Origin of the sequence: Pseudomonas sp. NFACC25, assembly GCF_900100935.1 — a bacterium.
Taxonomy (GTDB): domain Bacteria; phylum Pseudomonadota; class Gammaproteobacteria; order Pseudomonadales; family Pseudomonadaceae; genus Aquipseudomonas; species Aquipseudomonas marginalis.
The window spans coordinates 8,138-30,788 of sequence record NZ_FMUC01000012.1 but is presented as its reverse complement, the minus strand read 5'-3'; the positions used below and the strand labels follow the sequence as shown (position 1 = coordinate 30,788).

At 62.3% G+C, this 22,651-nt stretch carries 17 protein-coding genes; 6 read left to right on the top strand and 11 right to left on the bottom strand.

Annotated elements, in window-relative coordinates:
- Positions 1-10: 10 nt before the first annotated feature.
- Positions 11-415 carry a hypothetical protein gene (locus BLQ09_RS23360; RefSeq protein ID WP_027605088.1) on the top strand — a complete coding sequence of 135 codons (405 nt, stop codon included), beginning with the start codon at positions 11-13 and terminating at the stop codon, positions 413-415.
- Between the two features lie 74 nt (positions 416-489).
- Here the strand turns inward: BLQ09_RS23360 and gabP are convergent, their stop codons facing one another.
- Entirely contained in the window at positions 490-1,881 is a 1,392-nt protein-coding gene (gene gabP / locus BLQ09_RS23355; protein ID WP_092358707.1) for a GABA permease, read from the bottom strand.
- A 555-nt stretch (positions 1,882-2,436) separates the two neighbouring features.
- Between gabP and BLQ09_RS23350 the strand changes: the two genes are divergently transcribed.
- The 5 genes from BLQ09_RS23350 (at position 2,437) to BLQ09_RS23330 (ending at position 6,600) form a co-directional block, all read left to right on the top strand.
- Positions 2,437-3,210, top strand: coding sequence for an ABC transporter ATP-binding protein (locus BLQ09_RS23350; protein ID WP_027605090.1), 774 nt, complete (start codon positions 2,437-2,439; stop codon positions 3,208-3,210).
- Positions 3,211-3,223: 13 nt separating this feature from the next.
- The gene (locus BLQ09_RS23345) at positions 3,224-3,976 is read left to right on the top strand and encodes an ABC transporter substrate-binding protein (protein WP_027605091.1); all 753 of its coding nucleotides are present in this window, start codon (positions 3,224-3,226) and stop codon (positions 3,974-3,976) included.
- 74 nt (positions 3,977-4,050) lie between these two features.
- The gene (locus BLQ09_RS23340; protein WP_027605092.1) at positions 4,051-4,743 is read left to right on the top strand and encodes an ABC transporter permease; all 693 of its coding nucleotides are present in this window, start codon (positions 4,051-4,053) and stop codon (positions 4,741-4,743) included.
- Positions 4,743-5,432, top strand: coding sequence for an ABC transporter permease (locus tag BLQ09_RS23335; RefSeq protein ID WP_027605093.1), 690 nt, complete (start codon positions 4,743-4,745; stop codon positions 5,430-5,432). The genes BLQ09_RS23340 and BLQ09_RS23335 overlap by 1 nt, the downstream gene beginning before the upstream one ends.
- Positions 5,413-6,600, top strand: a complete 1,188-nt coding sequence (locus BLQ09_RS23330; protein WP_092358705.1) for a methyltransferase — start codon at positions 5,413-5,415, stop codon at positions 6,598-6,600. The genes BLQ09_RS23335 and BLQ09_RS23330 overlap by 20 nt, the downstream gene beginning before the upstream one ends.
- Positions 6,601-6,840: 240 nt before the next feature.
- Here BLQ09_RS23330 and bcsQ (BLQ09_RS23325) read toward each other — a convergent pair whose 3' ends face one another.
- From bcsQ (BLQ09_RS23325) to bcsQ (BLQ09_RS23280), 10 genes are all read right to left on the bottom strand, one after another.
- Positions 6,841-7,770, bottom strand: coding sequence for a cellulose biosynthesis protein BcsQ (bcsQ, locus tag BLQ09_RS23325; protein ID WP_027605095.1), 930 nt, complete (start codon positions 7,768-7,770; stop codon positions 6,841-6,843).
- A 175-nt stretch (positions 7,771-7,945) separates the two neighbouring features.
- On the bottom strand, positions 7,946-9,070 hold the full coding sequence (locus tag BLQ09_RS23320; RefSeq protein WP_092358703.1) for an alginate O-acetyltransferase AlgX-related protein: 1,125 nt from the start codon (positions 9,068-9,070) through the stop codon (positions 7,946-7,948).
- Between the two features lie 12 nt (positions 9,071-9,082).
- A complete protein-coding gene (locus BLQ09_RS23315; protein ID WP_027605097.1) occupies positions 9,083-10,498 on the bottom strand; it encodes an MBOAT family O-acyltransferase in 1,416 nt (471 codons plus the stop codon).
- Between the two features lie 17 nt (positions 10,499-10,515).
- Positions 10,516-11,181 (bottom strand): DUF4397 domain-containing protein, encoded by a 666-nt coding sequence (locus tag BLQ09_RS23310; protein ID WP_027605098.1) that lies wholly within the window; start codon positions 11,179-11,181, stop codon positions 10,516-10,518.
- The gene (locus tag BLQ09_RS23305) at positions 11,181-11,846 is read right to left on the bottom strand and encodes an SGNH/GDSL hydrolase family protein (RefSeq protein WP_027605099.1); all 666 of its coding nucleotides are present in this window, start codon (positions 11,844-11,846) and stop codon (positions 11,181-11,183) included. The genes BLQ09_RS23310 and BLQ09_RS23305 overlap by 1 nt, the downstream gene beginning before the upstream one ends.
- A gap of 17 nt (positions 11,847-11,863) precedes the next feature.
- Positions 11,864-15,703 (bottom strand): cellulose biosynthesis protein BcsC, encoded by a 3,840-nt coding sequence (locus BLQ09_RS23300; RefSeq protein WP_092358701.1) that lies wholly within the window; start codon positions 15,701-15,703, stop codon positions 11,864-11,866.
- Positions 15,685-16,881, bottom strand: a complete 1,197-nt coding sequence (gene bcsZ, locus BLQ09_RS23295) for a cellulose synthase complex periplasmic endoglucanase BcsZ (RefSeq protein WP_027605101.1) — start codon at positions 16,879-16,881, stop codon at positions 15,685-15,687. Before bcsZ ends, BLQ09_RS23300 begins: the two co-directional genes overlap by 19 nt.
- Positions 16,878-19,145: a cellulose biosynthesis cyclic di-GMP-binding regulatory protein BcsB gene (bcsB, locus tag BLQ09_RS23290; RefSeq protein ID WP_027605102.1), complete on the bottom strand. Its 2,268-nt coding sequence runs from the start codon at positions 19,143-19,145 to the stop codon at positions 16,878-16,880. The genes bcsZ and bcsB overlap by 4 nt, the downstream gene beginning before the upstream one ends.
- Positions 19,142-21,361 (bottom strand): UDP-forming cellulose synthase catalytic subunit, encoded by a 2,220-nt coding sequence (gene bcsA / locus BLQ09_RS23285; RefSeq protein ID WP_027605103.1) that lies wholly within the window; start codon positions 21,359-21,361, stop codon positions 19,142-19,144. Before bcsA ends, bcsB begins: the two co-directional genes overlap by 4 nt.
- Positions 21,358-22,407 carry a cellulose biosynthesis protein BcsQ gene (gene bcsQ / locus BLQ09_RS23280; RefSeq protein ID WP_027605104.1) on the bottom strand — a complete coding sequence of 350 codons (1,050 nt, stop codon included), beginning with the start codon at positions 22,405-22,407 and terminating at the stop codon, positions 21,358-21,360. Before bcsQ (BLQ09_RS23280) ends, bcsA begins: the two co-directional genes overlap by 4 nt.
- Positions 22,408-22,651: the final 244 nt, after the last annotated feature.

The following is a 22,651-nucleotide window of genomic DNA, read 5'->3' as shown; positions in this document are numbered from 1 at the left end:
ACGTGAGCCCATGGCCTCGCCGAACAAGCAGCAAAAACGTGCCCACCGGGCCAAGGCCAAGGCCAAGCAGAACCGCACCCAGCGCGCCGTCGCGAGCAAGCCGGATGCATTTGCCGGCGATGACGACCGCATTGACCTTGAGTCAGTGGATTTGACCGAGCTGTTCGTGGAGATGCGCACCGCCGGCGAGACCAGCCAGCAGGCCCTCTGCGCGGTATTCCTGGCCCACCCGCTGCTCGCGCTGGTGCTGGAGCAGGAAGGCGAAGAAGAAGCCACCGACTTTATCCTGGCCGCACTGATCGAGTATCGGCAGTGGGCCACCGACAGCGACGATGAAGCCGCCGCACTGGCGTGGATCGAATCGCCGCAGTTCCAGGCGGATTACGTCGCCGCATCCGAGGCCCTCACCAACTAAAACCAAATGTGGGAGGGGGCAAGCCCCCTCCCACATTTGAACTGCGGCGCAATCGAGCACCGCATTCCATCACATCAATTCAGCACCGCAGCGCCCACTCTCTGCGCCTTGCGACGGCTGGACACAATCAACCCCGCCGCCACTACCAGCAAGCTCAAGACCCCAGTCGCGATGATCTCGACCCGATGCGCTTCCTGGAACAGCATGATGGTCAATGTGCCGACGATGAATACCATCACCGCGTAAGTCAGGCCTGGGAACAGCCACATCTTGAAGACAATTTTCTCGCCCGCCGCCATGCGCTTCTGGCGCATGCGCAGTTGCGACACCGCAATCACCAGGTACACCAGCAGCGCGATGGCGCCGGAGCTGGCCAGCAGGAATTCGAACACCGCTGCCGGCGCCACGTAGTTGGCAAATACCGCCAGGAACGCCGCGCCGGTGGACAGCAATACCGCCCAGTAAGGCGTGCCGCTCTTGTTGGTGCGCTTGGCCACGGCCGGTGCATCGCCGCGACGGCCCAGGGAGAACAGCATGCGCGAAGCGGTGTACAGCGCCGAGTTCAGGCAGCTGGTCACGGCAACCAGGACCACCAGGTCGACGATCAGCTTGGCGTTCGGGATACCCATGCGTTCCAGCACGGTCTGGTAGGAACCTACCGCCGCCAGGGTCGGATCATTCCAAGGCACCAGGGACACGACGATGAAGATCGACAACAGGTAGAACAAACCAATCCGCCAGATCACCGAGTTGGTGGCCTTGGTGATTTGCTGGCCCGGGTTCTTCGATTCAGCGGCGGCGATGGTGACGATTTCGGTGCCCATGAAGGAGAACATGGTGGTCAGGATCGCGGCCAATACCGCGCCCATGCCGTTGGGCATAAAGCCTTGGGTGTCAAAGAGGTGGGAAACGCCGCTGACCTGGCTGGTCGGCAGGAAGCCGAAAATTGCCGCCAGGCCGAGGATCACAAAGCCCACGATCGCCACGACCTTGATCAACGCGAACCAGAACTCAAACTCACCGTAGTTCTTCACGCTGAACAGGTTGGTCGCCGTCAACAGCAACGTGATGACCAGCGTGAAGGCCCAGATGGCCACATCCGGGAACCAGGCGTGGAGAATGGTCGCGGCGGCGTTGGCTTCCAATGGAATCACCAGCACCCAGAACCACCAGTACAGCCAGCCGATGGTAAAGCCGGCCCAGTGACCGATCGCATGGTCGGCGTAGGTGGAGAACGAACCGGTGTCCGGCGACGCCACGGCCATTTCGGCCAGCATGCGCATCACCAAGACCACCAGCGTACCCGCTGCGGCATACGCCAGCAGGACCGCAGGGCCGGCGGCAGCAATCGCGTGGCCGGAGCCGACAAACAAACCGGCACCAATGACGCCGGCAATCGACAGCATGGTGACGTGACGCGGTTTGAGCCCCTGTTCGAGGTCATTGGAGCTTTGCGTACTACTCATTGACACACCTTTGCGAGGAATTGCGAAAACGGTCCGCCCGGCCTGGGCTCTTCCTCGTGAAAAGAAACCAACAGGGCGTTCTTTATTTTTTACGCAAGATTTGCGCCAAAATGTTACAAAACCGCGATTGACGCGGCCTGCAGGACGATTCACCAGTCATCGCAAGTCATTGAGAACAATGGCATTCCGCTATAGCGTTACCGTGCGACTCACTTTCAAGACGAACAAGTGCACCAAAACCACACACGAAAAGTACGCGGCGCGCCATAAAAGGGCCGATAGCTACCGTTTGCCCGTTTAACCCTTCCAACACCCGGCCAAAGCTGGCACCATCGCGCCCTTTTTCACGCGAAGCCTGCGGATTCACGGGTTAAAACGGTTGTTCGGTTGTTGATGGCGCGACACCCTGCTGTGCCGATGCGACACCCTGCCGCACACCGCCCGTTTACCGCCCGCCGCGCTGTTGGCCGCCATCAGGACGCTATGCTAGCTTGGCGCCTCGCCAGGAAGGCGGCCCAACAGCGAAGATCGCAATGAACACAATGAGGACCCCACATGGCCGAGGCCACGCCCGCGCTTGAAATCCGCAACTTGCATAAACGCTATGGTGAGCTGGAGGTACTCAAAGGTATCTCGCTGACCGCTCGCGACGGCGATGTGATCTCGATCCTGGGTTCCTCCGGTTCCGGCAAGTCCACGTTCCTGCGCTGCATCAACCTGCTGGAAAACCCGCACCAGGGCCAGATCCTCGTGGCCGGCGAAGAACTCAAGCTCAAGGCCGCGAAAAACGGCGAGCTGCAGGCCGCCGACGGCAAGCAGATCAACCGCCTGCGCAGCGAAATCGGTTTTGTGTTTCAAAACTTTAACCTGTGGCCGCACATGAGCATCCTCGACAACATCATCGAGGCCCCTCGCCGTGTGCTCGGCCAGAGCAAGGCCGAGGCCATAGAAGTGGCCGAAGCCCTGCTGGACAAGGTCGGTATCGCCGACAAGCGCCATGCCTACCCCGCGCAATTGTCCGGCGGCCAGCAACAACGGGCCGCCATCGCGCGCACCCTGGCGATGCAGCCCAAGGTCATCCTGTTCGACGAACCCACTTCAGCCCTTGACCCGGAAATGGTCCAGGAAGTACTTAATGTGATCCGCGCGCTGGCCGAAGAAGGCCGCACCATGCTGCTGGTCACTCACGAAATGGGCTTCGCCCGTCAGGTGTCCAGTGAAGTGGTGTTCCTCCACCAGGGCCTGATCGAAGAGCAAGGATCGCCACAGCAGGTGTTTGAAAACCCGCTTTCGGCGCGCTGCAAACAATTCATGTCCAGCAACCGCTAACGGAGCAACATGCATGCAGAACTATAAAAAATTCCTTCTGGCCGCGGCCGTCTCGATGGCGTTCAGCGCCACGGCCATGGCAGAAACCTTGACCATGGGGATCGAAGCGGCCTACCCGCCGTTCAACAATAAAGACGCCAGCGGCCAAGTGGTCGGCTTCGACAAAGACATCGGCGACGCCCTGTGCGCCAAGATGAAAGTCGAAAAGTGCGACGTGTATGTGTCCGACTGGGACGGCATCATCCCGGCCCTGAATGCCAAGAAGTTCGACTTCCTGGTGTCCTCGCTGTCGATCACCGACGAGCGCAAGCAAGCCGTCGACTTCACCGACCCGTACTACTCCAACAAGCTGCAGTTCATCGCGCCCAAGGCCACCGCAGACTTCAAGACCGACGCCGCCTACCTGAAGGGCAAGGTCATCGGCGCCCAACGCGCGACGCTGGCCGGTACCTACCTGGAAGACGAGCTGCCTGACACCGAAGCCAAGCTCTACGACACCCAGGAAAACGCCTACCTTGACCTGACGTCCGGCCGCCTCGACGGGATCCTCGCCGACAAGTACGTGCAGTACGAATGGCTCAAGAGCAAAGACGGTTCGGCCTACGAGTTCAAGGGCGACCCGGTTGTCGAGAGCGACAAGATCGGTATCGCCGTACGCAAGGGCGACCCGCTGCGCGAGCGCCTGAACAAAGCCCTGGCAGAGATCAAGGCAGACGGCACCTACAAGAAGATCAACGACAAGTACTTCCCGTTCAGCATCGAATGACCTGAACGGCCAGCCCGGCGCGCTCACTTGAGCGCGCCGGCTTTCAGCAATGCCTGCCGCGATATGAAGACACCATGAATTTCGATCTCTACGGATTCGGCCCGGCGCTCGCTGCCGGCGCGCTGATGACCGTCAAACTGGCCCTCACGGCGTTATGCCTGGGGCTGGTACTCGGCCTCGCCGGTGCCCTGGCCAAGACTTCCCCGTACAAGCCGTTGCAATGGCTGGGCGGTACTTACTCGACAATCGTCCGCGGTGTGCCGGAGCTGCTGTGGGTGCTGCTGATTTACTTCGGCACGATCAACGCCATGCGCTCACTGGGTGAGCTGCTCGATATTCCCGACCTGTCCCTCAGCGCCTTTGCCGCAGGCGTGATCGCCCTGGGCCTGTGTTTCGGCGCCTACGCCACGGAAGTGCTGCGTGGAGCGATCATCTCCATTCCCAAGGGCCACCGCGAAGCGGGTGTGGCGCTGGGCCTGTCGAAGTTTCGTATCTTTACCCGGTTGATCATGCCGCAGATGTGGCGCATCGCCCTGCCGGGCCTGGGCAATCTGTTCCTGATCCTGATGAAAGATACCGCGCTGGTCACGGTCATCGGCCTCGAAGAAATCATGCGCCATGCGCAGATCGCCGTGACCGTCACCAAACAGCCTTTCACCTTCTATATGGTCGCCGCGTTCATCTACCTGGGCCTGACGTCGCTGTCGATGGTGGCCATGCACTTCCTGGAACAACGCGCCGCCCGCGGCTTCGTGAGGACGACGTAATGGAATGGGAAGTCATCATCAAGTGGCTGCCGAAGTTTATCCAGGGCGCCATCCTGACCCTGGAGCTGGTGAGCATCGCTGTGATCCTCGGCCTGATCCTGGCCATCCCCCTGGGTATCGCGCGCTCGTCCAGGCACCTGTCTGTGCGCGCCCTGCCTTACGCCTATATCTTTTTCTTTCGCGGCACGCCGCTGCTGGTGCAGTTGTTCCTGGTCTATTACGGCCTGGCCCAATTCGACAGCATCCGCTCAAGCTTCATGTGGAAGTACCTGCGCGATCCGTTCTGGTGTGCCACCGCCACCATGACGCTGCACACCGCCGCGTACATCGCCGAGATCCTGCGGGGCGCCATCCAGGCCATTCCGCCTGGGGAAATCGAAGCCGCCCGTGCGTTGGGCATGTCCAGGCCAAAGACGCTGTTCTACATCATCCTGCCCCGGGCCGCACGCATCGGATTGCCGGCCTACAGCAACGAAGTGATCCTGATGCTCAAGGCCAGCTCGCTGGCGAGCACCGTGACCCTGCTGGAGCTGACCGGCATGGCCAGGACGATCATCGCGCGCAACTACCTGACGGTGGAGATGTTCTTCACCGCCGGCGTGTTCTACCTATTGATCTCCTTCCTGCTGGTACGCGGCTTCAAGCTGCTGGAACGCTGGCTGCGCGTCGATGCCTGCCAGGGACGTTGAAGCCCGCTTCGAGGCGCTGGATGCGTTTCTGATCGAGCACCAAGGGCTGTGGCGACCACGGCCCTTTGTTCATCGGCAGCTGCCTTGGGAAACCGAGCATCCGCAACTGGCCCGATGGCTGCGCCAACGCTCGTTGTCCGACGCGGAAACCAGTCATAACCATCCCCACACCCTACCCGCGCCGGCGCCTTTTCCCTCACTGGCCCGCGAAGCATTGCGCCTCAGTGCTGTGGATAAGTTACCGACGCAGCCCCTGCAACCCGCGGCGCGCCGCCTGAATGTCGACGTACCCGGGCGCAAGTGGCAGCAAATCGAAGCCTTCGGCGCCGCGCTGCAGTTTGCGCAAACACCCCGGCATTGGCTGGACTGGTGCGCCGGCAAGGGCCACCTCGGCCGCCGCCTGCTGCACACCGGCCAGCAACTGACCTGCCTGGAATACGACCCGGCGCTGATCGCGGCAGGCCAGGCCTTGAGCGACCACCACGGCCTGCCCGTCACCCATCGCCTGCAAGATGTCATGGCAGACGTGGCCCTTGACCCCGAGCACACCCCCGTCGCCCTGCATGCCTGCGGCGACCTGCATGTGCGCCTGCTGCAACTGGCCAGTGCCGCCGGCTGCAAGCAACTGGCCGTAGCGCCGTGCTGCTACAACCGCATCCACGCGAGCGCCTACCAACCGCTGTCCGAAGCGGGCCGTGCTTCCACCTTGCAGCTGTCGGTCGACGACCTTGGCCTGCCCCTCAGCGAAACCGTCACGGCCGGCAAACGCGTGCGGCTGCAGCGGGACACCTCAATGGCCCGCCGCCTGGGTTTCGATCAGTTACAACGCCAGTTACGCCACTGCGATGAGTACCTGCCCACACCGTCCCTGCCCGCCGGTTGGCTGGACAAACCCTTCGCCGACTACTGCCAGGCGTTGGCCAGCCTCAAAGGGTTATCCACAGGTGAACAGGATTGGGCGGCGCTGGAGGCGCACGGCTGGCGACGTTTGGCCGAGGTCAGGAACCTGGAGTTGCTGCGTGGGCTGTTTCGGCGCCCACTTGAGCTGTGGCTGGTCCTGGATCGGGCACTGTTTCTGGCCGAACGTGGCTACAGGGTCGAGGTGGGCACCTTTTGCGAAACCGCACTGACACCACGCAACTTGATGGTGCTTGCCGAGCGCGATTAAGGGGCAGAATTGTCGCACCCCAGCCTGTGGATAACTCTGTTGATGGAATCGTTACAAGGCCTGTGGTCATCTGCGCTACAGGCAAAAAGCCACGTTGTTCATTTTTTGTTCACAGAATAAAACGCACGTAAAACAGGCAGTTGCGGGGTGATGAGAATGGCTCCACAACCTGATCATTTCGCGACAGCCCAAACAACCAACTGTGCATAAGCATCTGGCGTCAAGGACATAAACCGGCATTTACAGTTGCTTTTTGCGGGCAATCAGCAGGCGGCAAAGCTCATTGATATCGTCACCGGCCAGGCTCAACGCCTGGCTGTCCAGCGGGTCGGCACCGAACGCCAGGGCTTCGCTGATCCCTACGTCGTGATGCACCTCAAACGGCTCTTTCGTCCCCAGGCGCTGCCGGAATGCCTCAACCATATCCAGGCTGAAGGCGCTGTCCTCATCCAACTGGTTAAGCACGTAGTGAACGTGCGGCGCCCGGTCGCGCCCAAGGTGCGGCGCCAGCAGCCCATCGAGTTGGTCCAGGGTTCCCAGGGACGCCGCGTCGGCCTGGGCGATCACCAGCACCACATCCGCCACGCTCACGGCTTGGTGGAAATAGACGCTGTTACCGGCGGGGGTATCGAGGATCACCGTGTGGCGGGCGTCCAGGCCCAAGGCGTGCAGCCGCTGCGCCAGCCAGTACGGTTCATGTTTCAGCCAGCGCTGCAGGGTGTCCTGCTGCTGGATATCGGTGTCGCCAAAGGTAATGACGCGGCTGCCGACAAAACCAGGCTGCTGGATGTGTTTCCAATGCGCATTCTGCAGGCTGGCGAGGCCGATGCCCGGTGAGGTCGGAGCGACACCGAAGTGACGGCGCAAGGCGTTTTGCGGGTCCAGGTCCACCGCCACCACCGATTCGCCCAGGCGCTGCAAACCACTGCTCAACAGGGTGGCCAGGGTGCTGCGCCCCACGCCTCCGTTGACCGACACCAGCGCCACCACGCAAGGGCGCCGCTCGGCCTTCTCCATCAGCGCGGACTGTACAGTGGAATCCTGAGGGGGAAAGGGGGTGCCATCCTCCACGGGAATGCTGCCAAAAAAGTGCAGTCGCGAATTCAGGCCACGGGGGTCACGGCTGACATCTTTGCCAAGCAGAGCAAGAAGACCGTCGGTAAAGCTCATAGCGCACCCTCCTCACGGCGAAGCTTAAAGACGTGAAAAGGTCAGCTGATACGACTGCTTACCGCAGGTCTTCTTATGGTCGCCCTTGTGCAGGCAGTCTGCTTCAAGCGCACAAAAGTGTCATTATTTTGATGGATAAGCCGTCTATTTTTTAGATAAACGGCAAGGCGTCAAATTACCGACCAATACTGATCGTATCGTAGGGAGTCTGCAGATCCCGCTCTGGAATTTCCCAAATCAACAACTTCGGCGGGGTTTGCTTGAACGCCGGGCTGTCGAAGTACGCCTTGGCTGCGCCGGAGAACTCGCCGCCGTCCTTGCTGAAATTGCCCACGGGAGCGTTCAGGGCTTTCTGCAGGAAGCCGACAAAGTTGGAATTGCGCGAGAACGAAGTCCCGATCAGTGCCACATTGGGCAACCCGGCGTCGCCGAACAGGTCGTCAGTGTTGCTGGTGGCGCCACCCGCTTCGTGGGCGGAGCTGGCCGCGACCGATTCCCCCGGGGGCTGCAACTTCGGCGGTAACCAGTCGAGACCGGCCAGGCGCACCAGATCACCGGGGCGCACGGCAAGCGGTGCCTGGGTGATCTCAAAGGTTTGCTCGGGCGTAGCCTTGATCTCACGTTGCTGGATGCGTTTTGCCAGCGCCTGGGCGCCGGCGTTGGAGCCGATTTCGCTCCAGTGGGTGTCGGTGCGCAGGTATGCCTCGGGCCCGAGGGGTTTTAAGGTATCGGTGAGGTCCAGCGCCGACACGCCAGCGGCCTGCAAAGTGGCCGTCCAGTCCTGAATCCGGCTGTTGAGCACTGCCGGTCGGTACACGCCACACAGCTGGGCAACCGCAATGCGGCTCTTGTCCGGTACCACCACCACTTGCAGCTCGATACCTTTTTCACCCAGTTGCCGCTGCAGGTCGATCACGGCCTGGGCCTTGGTCTGCGCGTTGGCTTGGGCGTGGCGGTTGATGCGCAGTTCATCGCTGATAAACAGCCAGCCCGGGCAACCCGGCCGCACGCGTGGGCCGGTGTCGCCGAACGCCAGCCAGCTTGCGCCACGTTCCAGGTTGGCCGCCTGGATCGCCATCGGCGCCTTGGCCAGTTCCTTGGCGAAACGGTGGGTCAACTCACCGTGCAGCAGCATGTCGCTGTCGACCTTGGCGGGCAAGGAGCTGATCGGCCCCTTCACCATCAGCCAGGCACAGGACAGCAGCCCCGCCGCCAGGAAGGGTACCAGCACCCAGGCCGCCAGGGGGCTGGTGCGAACAGCCAAGTCGCTCGGAGGAGTCGGCGCGGTAGGAGCGGGCATGGTCGGGCGTCCTTAGAACTGAAAGTACAGAAACGGTACGGCGTCGCGGCTGGCGATCAGCGCGAACGACAACACAAACCCGGCCACCGGCCACAACGAAGCGGCCACCACAAACCAGGGCTGGGTACCGAAACGCTGCTCGCAACGCACCTGCCAGATCGGCGCAATGATGCACACCAGGCCCAGTAACGCCGCCATGCCGTGGGCCGGGCGCATGGCCACGGCCATGGCGTCACCCAAGGCCACGCCATGCATACCGAACTGGCCGGCGTACATGGTCAGTGCCGAATGGAAGTCCGGCGCGCGGAACAAGGTCCAGGCCAGGCACACAAACAGTAACGTCAGGATGTGCGACAGCACCGGCGGAATGCGCGGCAGGCTCGACCGCGACCAGGCGCGATCCACACACAGCGCGATACCGTGCGCAGCCCCCCACAACAGGTAGTTCCAACTGTCGCCGCCGTGCCACAACCCGGCGATCGCCATGGTCAGGAACAGGTTGCGATAAGTGCGCCACACGCCGTCACGGTTACCGCCCAGGGCGATATACAGGTAGTCGCGCAACCAGCTGGACAACGACAAGTGCCAACGACGCCAGAAGTCCTGGATGCTGCTGGCCAGGTACGGGCGGTTGAAGTTTTCCGGGAAGTGAAAGCCCAGCATCAGGCCCAGGCCGATGGCCATGGCGCTGTAGCCGGCGAAGTCGAAGAACAGTTGCAGCGAATAGGCCAGGCAACCGATCCACGCATCCACCAGGCTCGGGTTTTCCAGGTGGAAGGCAATGTCCACCAACGGCGACAAGGTGTCCGCCACCAGCACTTTCATGCCCATGCCGATCATGAAGCGCCGCGCACCGAGGGAGAAATTCGGCCAGTTGAAATAACGCTGGTTCAGCTCACGGCGAACCCAGTCATAACGGATGATCGGGCCTGCAATCGAGTGGCCGAACATCGAAATGTACGTGGCGTAATTGATGAAGCTGCGTTCCACCGGCACCGTATGACGGTGCACGTCCACCAGGTAGGAAATCGCCTGCAGCACGATAAATGACAAGCCGGCCGGCAAGGCCACGCGCTGCCAATCCAGCGGCATGGCGCCGTACCAGGTGATCACCTCGCTCACGGTACCGGCGACGATGTTGGCGTACTTGTACCAACACAGCACCGCCGTGTTGAACACAATCAACGCGATCAACAGGCGCACCCGGCCTTTGCCGTCCTCACGGGAACGGTCCACCAGCAGGCCGCCGACCCATGCCACCACGGTCAACACCATGTGCAGGAACAGGAACAACGGGCTCAGCCAGCCGTAGAACAACCAGCTGCCGATCAACAGGATGACGTTGCGCCAGCTCGGACGAGCCAGGGCATAGATCAACAGGAAGGCCGGCAGGAACAGCGTGAGGAATTCGAGTGAGGCAAAGACCATGGTGGTGTCGGGCCCGATCAGTTAGCGAGTGCGTCGGAAGCGAACAGCAACTTCGAACCTGCAGCCGAAGGGACGGCCAGCACGCTATAGCGCTCACCCGCCTTGAGGGTGAACGTCAGCGGCTGGCCCACCGGAGCACCGGCGCACTTGAGCTGCACCGACAATTCCAGCGGGTTGATCATGCGGCGTTGCAACGAACCTTCCGCCACCTTCTTGAACAGCTCGGCCTTTTGGGCCACGGCTTCCAGGCTGGCGTCGGCGCAGGCGGCATCGGCGTTGATAAAGGCCAGGGAAGCCTTGAGCGCGTTGAAGTCGTCCGGTTGCTCACGCACCACCAACTGGCGCGTGGCGCCCTGGGCGTCGACCAACGCGACCACGGTGGCGAATTCGCCGGGGGCCACGGTCACCGACAGGTCGACGTTTTTGCCGTCGCGGCTCAACACGCCCTTGATCGGCTTGTCACCCCCCACCACCGGCAGGAAGGCCGACACGGCTTTATCCCCGCTCAACACCAGGCTGGCCTTGGAACCGTCCGCCACCAGCCTCAACTCACCGGGAGTGCCGTTGGCAAAACGCAGGAACGCTGCGTCTTGCTCCGGGCCGGTGGGGTACAACGGGATGTCGGCGCTGTAGGCGCTGACACTGGCGAGCAAGGTCGCCAGGCCCAGGGTCATGCGTTTCATTATTTGCTTCCTTTACCGTAGGCTGATGGCGGCAGGTCGCCCAGGGCCGTACCAATGGCCTTGGCCCATTTCTGGTAGCCGTCGATGGTGAAGTGCTGGCCGTCAGTGGTGATCCACTCGCCCGGCTTGGAGAAGGTCAGCGAATCGATGTAGGTGCACGGCGCCACGTTACTGGCCAGGAAGGCCGACATCAGCTTGGTGCGGGTGTCGTCCTTCTTGTACTGGGAACCGACCTTGCCCCACGGCGGACCGACCCACACGCACTTGGTGCCGGTGTCGGTGATCGCCTTGGTCAGCGAGGTCACGCTTTTCCAGGCCCAGGCCTTGGGGAACACCGGGTTGGTGTACGAGCCCATGGTGTCGCCGATGATCAGCACGACAACGTCGGGTTTGTCCTTGGCGATCAGTTCCTGGATCGGCGTGGTGCTCATGGCGTTCTTGCCGTAGATCACCGCTTTGCCGGTGGGCAGGCGCTCGCCGCCACACTCGACTTTTTTCGGTACGACCCAATCCGCCGCACCAGCACCGCAGGCACCGATGGAATGAACCACCGCGCCTTGCTTGGTCAGGTTGTCTTGCAGCGGGTTGAGCAACGAATCGGGAAAGCTCATATGACTTTCGCCCAGTACCAGCATGGTTAGGCCGGCAATCGCAGAAACAGGCATGAATGACTCCGATTTAATCAGTTGGAATAAGGGGAACGGTACGGGCTGACCGGCAAAGGCATAGGTCCGCTCAGGTCTTCGAACAAGTAGCGCAGATAAGCATTACCCGCGTACTGGCGGTAATCCTGGGCGTTATCGAGTCCGATTTCACCCCCCAGGTAGAACCGCGAGCTGAGACGGTATTCGGCCGCCGCGTTGAAGCTGTAGCCGACGCCGGTTTTGCTGGTGCTCTCGTACTTGGGATTATTCCTGGACGCTTGCAGCGTACTTTCGCCAGGGAAGAAATCCGCCCCATCTTGCGCGATATGCTGCAGGCCTACCGAACTTTTTACCTGGTAACTGAAGCGATCAAAGCTTTGTGCCCAACGAATCGGCACGCCCAGGGAGAAGAAGCGCTGCGGGCTGAAGTAACCACCGTTGCCGTAGGTGTAGAAGTCCTGGTTTTCCTTGAAGGTCATCGCCGAGCCGCTGATGCCCAGGGTCAACGTGTCCCGCTGGTTGTTGCGCAGGTACCAGTAGATGCCGCTGCCCAGTTCCAGGCGGGTGTTGTCTTCGACGTTATTGCCCAGCAATTCATGCAGCGACGCGTAGCCGTAGACGCCCAGCTTCTGGTTGTCATAGCTCAGCTCACCACGGCCGCCGTTGGCGGTGACGCCGCCCCATTTGTTGCCATCGCCGTCTTCGGAACCCGCGAAGGAAGTGACACTGTCGGTGACCGGACGCCGGGAAATATTGGCGCCATAGCGGAAGTTCGAATTGGCCTCGAACGGACGCGAGACACTCACGCCACCCACCAGGGTGTTGTAGAGGAAGCCCAGAGGGCTGACCCCGACGTCGGCCTTGAGACCTTCATCCGGATTCTCGAACGCGACGGCCAAGCCAACACCGGTGTCGCTCTGGGAGCCCGCCGGGGTGGTGGTGCCTTTGCCGAAACGCGACAACGCATCGCTGCCCACGCTGCCCGCACTCAAGTGCACCGGCGTGACGCGCAACGCTATGGTGTTATCGCCCACCGGCATGCGCGCTTCGAACGGCGCTTCCACATCGGTGATCTTGCTCAAGCCTTTCTCGCCGTTATTGCTGCGCACGCTCAAGCCCTGCACCACATACCCGGTACGGTCACGCAGGATGGTATCCAGCGCACGCCGTGCCGGGCTCAGCTCGGGGCTGTCGATGGAGGCGATGGTCGACGGCGGCACAAACGGGTCGCTCAGGTCGTTGGACGTCGCGCTGGCAAAAGCGCTGGACGTGACGGTCTTGGTCGGTGCATCGATCGGCGGCGGCACGGCGCCGGCGACAGTCAGGTCGGTGACCTGGCGGCGCTGGCCCGGCAAGCCCACGAAGGGGTTAGACGATTTGCCCTGAGGTTCGGCCTGGGCCACCTGGGTCCTGGCCTTCATCGCGGTTTCAATCGCCAGGGCCTTGCGCAGCAGTTCAGCGGCTTCGCTGTTCTTGCCCAGGCCCTGATAGATGCGTGCCGCCGAAGTGAGGATCTCCGGGTTGCCCGGTTCGAGCGCCAGGGCCTTGTCGCTGGCCGATTGCGCCAGGCTGCGGTCGTTGCCTTTCAGGGCGATGTCCGCCAGACCCAATTGCAGGCGCGCATTGTTCGGGTTCTGCTGGATCAACGGCGTGTACAGCTCCATGGCCTTCTTGCCATTGCCGCTGGCCGCGTACATGCGCGCCAGGGCACCGACACCCAATGCGTCATTCGGGCGCTGGGCCAGGGCCGGGGAAAGCATGTCGTAGGCCGCCACCAGGTCGTTCTTCTCGCGCAGGGCGTCGGCCTGCTTGACCCGGTACAGGTAGATCAAATCGTCATAGCGCTGGCGACCGATCTCGGTCAACGGCTGGCCTTGCACTTCGCGCAGGATCTCGCCCGCCTCGCTGTACTTGTTGGCCTTGAGCAGTACGTTGGCGTACAGCAGTTTCTGGTCGACAGTCGGGTTGGGGTTGTTCTCCACCACCTTCTGCATCATGTCCAGGCCGAACTGCGGGGCGCCCACTTCAACATAAGCAGCAGCCAGCACCGCCACGCGCTCAGGTTTTTGCCGGGTCAGCGACTCGGAACGACCAAGCAGCGCCAGGGCTTCCGGACGCTGGCCACGACGCGCCGTTTCGATGGCGATGTCCGTCTGCTGATGCAGGGCGATATCGATCGCCAGCTCGTTCATGTCCGCCGTGCGCTGGGCGGTTGGGATGCGCCCGAGGGTGGCCTCGGCTTGTTTCCACTCGCTCAATTCAGCCGACAACAGGGTGCTGGTGTACAGCGCATCCGGTTGGTTGGGCTGGGTCTTGAGCAGGCCGTCGATCAGGGCACGCGCATTGCGGATCTGACCGTCGCGCAGGTACATGCGCGCCAGGGCAAAGCGGGTCCAGGGGTTTTCCGGGTCGGCGTCGAGGGCCTGGCGGTAGGCGGCTTGCGCGGCCTTCAGGTCACCGCGCTGCTCGGCCAGTTTGCCGACCTGGGTAGCGCGCAGCGCGTTGATTTTCACGCTCGGCGCAAACTTGGCGCGCTGGGCCGGCGACACCGAGTCGATCAGCTTCAGGGCTTCATCCGGCTGGCCGGATTGGGACAATACGTTGATCAAACCGCTGAGCGCATCCGGGTCGCCAGGGTGACGGGCCAACACCTTGCGGTAGCCGGCTTCGGCAACGTCGAACTGGTTGTCCTGGGCCTGGAAACCGGCCAAGGCGATTGCCGCACCCGGTTGGCCCGGGTTCAGGCGCTCGGCCTGGGCCACCAGGTCGCGGGCCTGGGCACCGCGGCCGGCGCGCTGGGCGTCACGGCTCTGGCTGATCAGGTTCCAGTAACGCACGTCGTTCAGGGCCGACTGCCACGCGGCGCCACCGGGCAAGCGCGTGGCCTGCACCAGGTAGTTTTCCGCATCGCTGAAACGCTCTTGCTGTTGACGCAACACGCCCATGCCACCAAGGGCATCGACGTCATTGGATTTTTGCGCAAGGCGCGCCGTGAGCAGTGGCTCGGCGGTTTTCAAGTCGCCGTCGTCCAGGGCCTTGAACGCCTTGGTCATCTGCGGATCACGCTGCCAGGCACCGCCGCCCCTGCCTTGGGCGATGCCCTTGTCCATGAGCGCGCGGATCTCGGTGTCATCCGGGTGCACGGTGAGAAATTGCTGGAACAGCGACACCTGGTCCGGCTTCGGTGGGCCGAGCCAGACCAGCGCAAAGCGCCAGGTTTCATCGGCGTTGCCGCCCACATCGTTGTTCGAGGCCAGCTTGGCCAACGCACGGATACCGTCCGGCCGGGTTGCCGGGTTGCGTGCCAGGTGCTTGGCCAGGAACAGCGCAACGATCGGATCGTTGGGCCGCTCACGGGTCAGGCGCTGCAGGCCGGCAATGGCCTCATTGGTGCCCTTGGCGGTAAAGCCCAGGGTGTTGTAGTACTCACGGGCGATCAGGCCCTGGGGCTGGCGGCCCTGGAAAATCTGACGGTACAAGGCCACGGCCTTTTCGCGCTCGTCTTCGGGCTCACCCAATTCACGCGCCTGCTCCAGCAGCTTGGCATTTTCCGGCATGTTGACGGTGATGTCCTGCTCCAGCTGCAACGCCTGGCGCGGAACCGGGCTCAGCGCTTGCAGTCGGGCCAGGTACTTTTGCGCCTCGGCCGGGTGGTTCTGCTGCATCTGGATCAGGCCGATGCCATAAAGCGCGTCCGGCTGCTCGGGGCTCAGGTTAAGCAGTTTCTGCCAGGTCTCCAGGGCCCGCTCGGGGTTTTTCTTCGCCTGCCAGTAGTAGCCCTGCTCGATCAGCAGGGACTGCGGGTCGCTGGTTTCAGCGAAGCTGGCGGTCGAGGCCAGGGCGGCGAGAATCGCAATGGCTAGCGTGTGACGGCGCATGCTGCCTCCCAGGAAAGTTTGACCGTACCGTCTTGTTCAAAACGGTACTTCTGATCGGAAAAGCCTTGGCTGAACAGGCTGAGCATGTAGTCGTAGTAGATCGGCTGCGCGCTGTCCGGCGCCGAGGGCGCCAAGGCTTTGTTGAGCGCGTCGTCGACCTTGGCCTTTTGCAGTTGTGCCAGGGCGGTTTCGCCACGAGCCTGGAAGAAGGCAATGGTCGACGCCGAGAAGCCGATCGGCGAATAGCCGTTGTTCTTCTCGACTTCGCCGGTGGTGACGTGGATTTTCTCCGGCGGGAAGCCGGTGGCCGCCGCAGCCGTCGCCCGGGACATGCCCCCCAGGGACTTGAGCATGCCCGCCGCGAGTGGATCGGCCTTGGCGGTCATGCCGGCCCACATGTAGGTGCGGATCGCGTCGTAGCTGCCCAGGTCATCGGAGAACGGGTCGACCACAAACAGCCCGGTGTTGGCACTGGTCGCGCGATAACCGACCCAGTTGGCCGCCAGGCCATGGGGGTTGCTGGCGGTGTCGGCGAGCATCCGCGCGTTGCTTTCGGCCACTTCGTTCCAGCCGGCATTCGGCCGCTCTTTATGGAAGCGACGTAGCTGCGCCAGCACCTGGTAGCTCGGGTTGAACCGCCACAGACCACCGGCATGGGCGTAACCCACCGGCCCCGGCAACAGCATCTTGCCCAGGCCCGGCACACGCACGATCAGGTTGCGTTCCACATTGGCCAGCACCAATTGCGCATCGGCGCGGTATTGCGGTGCATTCCACACGCGCGCCGCTTCAAGCAGGGCGTAGGCCATCCACAAATCCGCGTCGCTGGCAGAGTTGGGGTCGATCACGCCCCAGGTGTTGTCAGGCTTTTTGCCCCACAACCAACCTGGCAGGTTCTGGCCGATATCGGCCCCCGACATGTTGGCCTTGGTCCAGGTCCACAGCTTGTCGAAGCTGCCACGGTCGTTGCCGACCAGGGCGAAGAACATCGCGTAGGACTGCCCTTCGGAGCTGCTCTCGGTAGGTTTCATGGAGGAGTTGAGCACGCGGCCGTCGTCCTGCACGAAGCGCTTGGCATAGTTCTGCCACAACGGCCAGTCGCAGCTCTGTGCCTGCGCCACACCAGCACACATCAGCGAGCCCAGCGCTATCAGGGCCATGCTACGCAGCGGGCTCATGCCAACCGCCGTTTTGCACGGGCACGCAGCGACAGGTAGATCAGCGACGTGACCACCGCCAGGCTGAGGAAGGTGATCAACAGCATCCACCCCAGGTGCTGGGACAGTTGCCACTGCATGAACTTGAAGTAGTTGAGCTTGCCGACGTAGTACTGCTCGTCCGCCACCAGCGAGCTGATCTGCGTGCCTTGCACCACCGCCAGGCTGCCCTGGATCGAATCTTTGTAGTCGTCGCCGCCGATCAGGGCGGAGGTAGCTTCCAGCAGGCCTTGCGGCTGGTTGCTGGCGATCAGTACCACGCTGCGCCCGGACTTGAGCGGCGATTGGAAACCGGCCAGCCAGGTGCTGCTGCTCAAGCTGTTGAAGGTGATCCCGGTATTGGCCTTGTGGATATTGGCCGCCGGATCGGGGCTGACCCAGCTGCGCACATAACGCGGCAGGTCCGACAACAGGAACTGATGCTGCGCGCCATCGCTGGTCGCCGGCAGGTACTGCTGCCACTGCTTGAGCAGCGGTTGGTTGGCGGCGGTGGCGAGCACCAGCAGGTCCTTGTCGGCGACGCTTTGCACATCTTTGGCCTGTACCACTTTCACCGCAGTCGCCGGGTAACCGGTGGCTTCGCCGAAGCGGCCGAGCACGGTCAGGTAAGCGGTGATTTCATCGGTGCCGAAGTTGTCCGGCATGACCACGGCGGATTCCGACAGGTCGGCCAGGCGCGTGAACGGGAAACCGGAGTCGTTGAACACACCCAGGTTAGGCATGGCGATGTAGTGCTGGTAACCGGTGACATCGAGGGTCGAGTCCGGGTCGACGGAACCGCGCATGTTGTCGACGATAATGTCGCGGCATTCGCCTTCCTTGATGTAGTCGTACATAAAGCGCAGCTGCAGCTTGGACTTGGGCGATGCCGAGCTGATCGGCAACAGGGTCGTCACTTCACGGGGCAGGCTTTCGTCTTTCTTCAACTGGTCGAGCAGGGTTTGACCGCCGCCCAGGTTGGTCACCGACGGCAGCGCCACGGACTTCATGAACTGGTCATTCAGACCGATCAGCAGCGCGGAATTGGTCGACACCTGCTGGGGGGTGTAACGGTATTTGAGGTGCAGCGGCACGCCTTCTTCGCGCCAGTTGAACAGGTCAGGCGGCAGGCGCATGTCGACGCTGATGGCGCCGGGATTGTAGCCCGACACACTGAGTTTCTGCTGCTCGACCAACTCACCGAGGCGCACCGGGCGGTTGCTCGGCAGCCAGTTCGGGGCGTCATAGGGACGGCGCGGCGCGAGGGCTTCGAGCTTGGTGATGACCACGCTGTTGCCGGCCAATACCGGGCTACCCAGCACCACGGCGGTGGCGGCGCGCTTGAGCTCTTGCGCGTCACGGCCGGTGACGATCAGCAGCTTGCCATTGGCGTCGGTGGGGTTGGCGATCAGGGTCAACGTCGGGCCGGTCGGCTTGGCGATGGCGACACCGTGCACATCCATGGCTTCGGCGGTTTGCACCAGCACGATGGCATTGCCCTTGGCCGGCAGCTCGCCGAGGGTGGTCGGGAAGGTCGCGCCACGGTAGCTGGCGAGGCCGCCGATCCAAGACGACAACGCACCGGCCGCTTCCAGGGCGGCACTGTCCGGCGCGGTGGCGAACACGAACGGCAGGCTCACCCGGCGCGCGTCACGCTTATCGAAGAATGGCAGCGGCAGCACGGCCAGGTCGTCCTTGAGGACGATCGGCTCGACCTGCACTTTCAGCTCACTGCTGTTGCTGATCTTGGCCCACAGGCTGCTGTGCAACGGGTCTTCGCAGGACATGGTGTAGTGACCGATGAACTGCAGGCTCAAGCGGTTGAATTCGGTGATCAACTTCGGCGGGATCTGCACCAGTTGTTCCTGCTGAGTACCGGCACCCTCTTTGGGCAACGCCAGGCTGGCGGCTACTTCGCCGTTGACCAGCACGTTGATCTGCGACAGGTCCGCCAGCAACGCCGGCGAGTAGCTGTACTTGAGCAACAGTTGCGCGCCCTTGACCACTTCGTCGGCACGAATGTCGAAGTTGACGCTGTCGGAAGACTCCACCCCTTGCAGGTTCATGGTGTCGCGACGCCCCAATTGCTTGAGGGTCAGGCTGTAGCCGTTGTCGGTGCTTTGCACGGGCACGGTGGTCACCGCTTGCTCGGCAGCTTGCGCCAGGGTGTTGAAACCCATCAGCGAGGCGATCATCAGCGCGAGTGCACGGCGCGGATGAGGGCGAGCGAAAATCTTCGAGGTCATGGCTTGTCCATCAGCGTATCAAGCGGTTTTTTGGGGGTGCGGCTCAAGGCCAGACGCAGTTCGTGTAGGGTGGCGCGGCCGAGGGTGAACAGGCCGCCGATGCCGATGGAACTGACTTCGCGCAGGGCCGCCAGCGGCGTATCCGGTTGGCCGGCGCCCCAGCTCGCGGCCCAGGTGTCGGCGCGGGAGAAGGTCAGGCGTACCAATTCGCTTTGCTGGCGCAGGCTGAGGGGTTCGAACTGGGCGCCGATCTGCGCCCCTTTGCTGAACACCACGCGCGCATCGAACAGGCTGTCCTGGCCGTTGCGCGAAAGCACCAGTTGCACGCGCTCGCCCTGGGTGATCGAGTGACCATCGGTGAGCATCAGGCCGAAGCCGTTCTGCGAGAAATCCTGGGTAGTGCCATCCAGCACACGGCCGTCGGCACAGATAATGCTCACCGGTAGCTTGGCGCTGACGCGCGGCTCTGAACGCACCTGGCGCGCCTCCGAGGCCACGGCTACGGCGGCGCTGGTGATGATCAGGTTGTAGAGGGTCCAGGTCAGGTTGATCGCCACCGTCACGGCCGTGGACGCATCGCCCCATATCAACTGATGGATACCAAAGCCCAGGCCGACCAGGTTCACGGCCAACAGCACCAGGTAAGGGCGCGCCAGCTTCCAGTCGAAGAACTGCTTGTCGATGATGCCGCCCTTGTCGGTGACATTGAAGCCACCGGCCTTGGGGTTGACCAGCGCCACCAGCACCGGCGGCAGGATGTACCAGGCCAGTACGGTCTCGTACACCTCGTTCCAGAACGAGTGCCGGAAACGGCCCTGGATGCGTGAGTTGGTCAGGCTTGAATGCACCAGGTGCGGCAGTACATAAGCGACGATCATCAGCGCCGAGGCATGGAAAATCTCCGCGCCAAAGACCAAATAGGCCAGCGGCGCGGTGAGGAAAACCAAACGCGGCAAACCATAAAAGAAGTGCAACATCGCGTTGGCGTAGCAGATGCGCTGGCCCCACTTGAGGCCCTTGCCCAGCAGCGGGTTGTCGGTGCGGAAGATCTGCGCCATGCCCCGCGCCCAGCGAATCCGCTGGTTGATGTGGCGCGACAGGCTTTCCGTGGCCAGGCCCGCGGCTTGCGGGATCGCCAGGTACGCCGTGTTGTAGCCCAGGCGGTTGAGCTTGAGCGCGGTGTGGGCGTCTTCGGTCACGGTCTCGACGGCCACCCCGCCGATTGCCAGCAGCGGCTCACGGCGAATCACCGCACACGAGCCGCAGAAGAAGGTGGCGTTCCACAGGTCGTTGCCGTCCTGCACCAGGCCGTAGAACAACTCGCCCTCGTTGGGCACGGCGCGGAAGGTGTCGAGGTTCTTTTCGAACGGGTCCGGCGAGAAGAAGAAGTGCGGCGTTTGCAGCATCGCCAGCTTCGGATCCTTGAGGAACCAGCCCAGGCTGACTTGCAGGAAGGAGCGCGTCGGCACGTGGTCGGCGTCGAACAGCGCGATGTATTCGCCGTCGGTGACCTTCAACGCTTCGTTGAGATTGCCGGCCTTGGCGTGGAAGTTGTTGTCGCGACGGATGTAGTTGACCCCGACCTTGCGGCAGAACTCGCGAAAGTCATCACGGCGGCCGTCATCGAGCACGTGCACGCGCAGCTTGTCCTTGGGCCAGTCCATCGCCTGGGCGGCGAAGATGGTCAGCTTTACGATGCTCAACGCTTCGTTATAGGTGGGGATGAACACATCCACCGTCGGCCATTCTTCCGGCTCGGTCTTGAGCCACACCGGAGTGCGACGCAGCGGCCAGGCGGTTTGTACGTAGCCGAAGATCAGCACGATCAGGGCGTAGAACTCGGCGGCGACCAGGCCGTAGCCGAAGAACATGTCGAGCCAGGTTTCAAAGCCCAGGGTGGAGGTGAGTCGCCAGAACATGTAGCGCAGCGAGGCCACCAGCGACAACACCACCAGCGCAAGGATTGCCAGGCGCCCCGGGATCCTGCGCAGCACCAGCACCGCCATGAAGCACACAGCGGCAAACAGGCATTGGCTGTAGAGGTCCAGCGGCGCACTGATAACGCCAAAAAACAGCAGGGCACCGAGCACGCAACTGGCAAATACCAGCACCGTACGTAGCGCCGCAGGCCAGCGATTGAAGCGCGCGATGGCGCCATTCAGGCGCTGTTCAGCGCGCCCTTCGACGAAGGGCGTGGAGGACGTATTGTCGGTCATGGAAGGTCCGAGTCGATGCGTTCGAGCAAGGCGCGGCACAGGGCGTGGACGTCCTGGCAGCCGATACTGTTGACGGTAGGGTCGAGGGGATCACGCCCGTAGGCCTGGGCTTCGCTGAACGCCAGGTCGCGGTGTACCGTGCCCAGCAGGGCACTGCCGAGGCGCGTCTTGAACACCTCGGCCATGTCCAGGCTGAAGCGGTGGGCGGCGTCCAACTGGTTGATCACATAAAAGCGTTGTGGCGGTTTTGCGCGTTGCAGGTATGGCGCCAGCACGCTGTCCATCTGCTCCAGGGTGCTGAACGACGCCACATCCGACTGCACCACCACCAGCACCGCGTCGGCGACCGACATGGCTTGACGGAGGTACACGGTGTTGCCGGCCGGTACGTCGATGATGACCGTGTCCTGGCCGTTCAGCTTAAGGCTGGCCAAACGCTTGCCAAGCCACTCCGGATCCTGGCCCAGCCAGCGATTCAAGCTCTGCTGCTGCTCGTGGTCAGTGCCACCGAACGCCACCAGGCGGCAACCGCCAAAGCCGTGCTCAGGCAGGGCTTCCCAGCTTTCGTTAAGCAAGCTGGTGGCACCGACGCCAGGGAAGTCGAGGCCCAGGCACAGGTGGTGACGCAGGGCGTTTTGCGGGTCCAGGTCGAGGGCAAGCGCCGGGTGCCCCTGGCGCTGCAAGCCACTGGCAATCGCAGCAGACAAGGTGCTACGGCCCACGCCCCCTTTAACCGAAACCACCACCACCACTTTCGGCGTGGACTGCTCCGAATACACCTCGCCTTGCGTGCCCGGTACCACTTCGGACCGTGGCAGGTGGTCGGCGGCGCCATGGTTCAGCTCTTCGAGCAAACGCAACAACGGGGCCGATGGGGCTTCGTCCAAGAGAGCTGCCACTGCAGGCGGGGGAGCAACAACCTCCGGGCTTTCCAGGACCTCTACTTCGTCCTCGATAAACTCATGGATAAAGTCGATTTCGCGGTAGCCATTCGGGTTGGCACCCAGCTTGTTGAATAGTTTTGAAATGTCATCTGCTCGACTCACTCACTGCCCCTCCCCACCTGGTTTGCGCTTTAAAGGCGATAAAAAGGTCAGCGAAGAGCTGACCTTGTATTTTTATAGTTATGTGTTGGCCGAGGCATTCTGTGATATCACATTGATGGTGTCAGTATTTTGATGCTTTTAGCCCGATCTTATCCGACGAACGGCCTGGCGCCATTTTTATGACTATTCCGCCGAAAAAAATGCATTCCTTGTAAGAACATGAACTTGCACTGATTTATCGTGA

Excerpts from the sequence above, each read along its gene's own strand:
- BLQ09_RS23300 (WP_092358701.1), bottom strand. The coding sequence starts at position 15,703 with ATGCGCCGTCACACGCTAGCCATTGCGATTCTCGCCGCCCTGGCCTCG.
- BLQ09_RS23305 (WP_027605099.1), bottom strand. The coding sequence starts at position 11,846 with ATGCCTGTTTCTGCGATTGCCGGCCTAACCATGCTGGTACTGGGCGAA.
- bcsQ (WP_027605095.1), bottom strand. The coding sequence starts at position 7,770 with ATGAGCTTTACCGACGGTCTTCTTGCTCTGCTTGGCAAAGATGTCAGC.
- BLQ09_RS23350 (WP_027605090.1), top strand. The coding sequence starts at position 2,437 with ATGGCCGAGGCCACGCCCGCGCTTGAAATCCGCAACTTGCATAAACGC.
- bcsZ (WP_027605101.1), bottom strand. The coding sequence starts at position 16,881 with ATGAGCCCGCTGCGTAGCATGGCCCTGATAGCGCTGGGCTCGCTGATG.
- BLQ09_RS23315 (WP_027605097.1), bottom strand. The coding sequence starts at position 10,498 with ATGGTCTTTGCCTCACTCGAATTCCTCACGCTGTTCCTGCCGGCCTTC.
- BLQ09_RS23310 (WP_027605098.1), bottom strand. The coding sequence starts at position 11,181 with ATGAAACGCATGACCCTGGGCCTGGCGACCTTGCTCGCCAGTGTCAGC.
- BLQ09_RS23345 (WP_027605091.1), top strand. The coding sequence starts at position 3,224 with ATGCAGAACTATAAAAAATTCCTTCTGGCCGCGGCCGTCTCGATGGCG.
- BLQ09_RS23340 (WP_027605092.1), top strand. The coding sequence starts at position 4,051 with ATGAATTTCGATCTCTACGGATTCGGCCCGGCGCTCGCTGCCGGCGCG.
- BLQ09_RS23330 (WP_092358705.1), top strand. The coding sequence starts at position 5,413 with ATGCCTGCCAGGGACGTTGAAGCCCGCTTCGAGGCGCTGGATGCGTTT.
- BLQ09_RS23320 (WP_092358703.1), bottom strand. The coding sequence starts at position 9,070 with ATGCCCGCTCCTACCGCGCCGACTCCTCCGAGCGACTTGGCTGTTCGC.
- bcsB (WP_027605102.1), bottom strand. The coding sequence starts at position 19,145 with ATGACCTCGAAGATTTTCGCTCGCCCTCATCCGCGCCGTGCACTCGCG.
- gabP (WP_092358707.1), bottom strand. The coding sequence starts at position 1,881 with ATGAGTAGTACGCAAAGCTCCAATGACCTCGAACAGGGGCTCAAACCG.
- bcsA (WP_027605103.1), bottom strand. The coding sequence starts at position 21,361 with ATGACCGACAATACGTCCTCCACGCCCTTCGTCGAAGGGCGCGCTGAA.
- BLQ09_RS23360 (WP_027605088.1), top strand. The coding sequence starts at position 11 with ATGGCCTCGCCGAACAAGCAGCAAAAACGTGCCCACCGGGCCAAGGCC.
- BLQ09_RS23335 (WP_027605093.1), top strand. The coding sequence starts at position 4,743 with ATGGAATGGGAAGTCATCATCAAGTGGCTGCCGAAGTTTATCCAGGGC.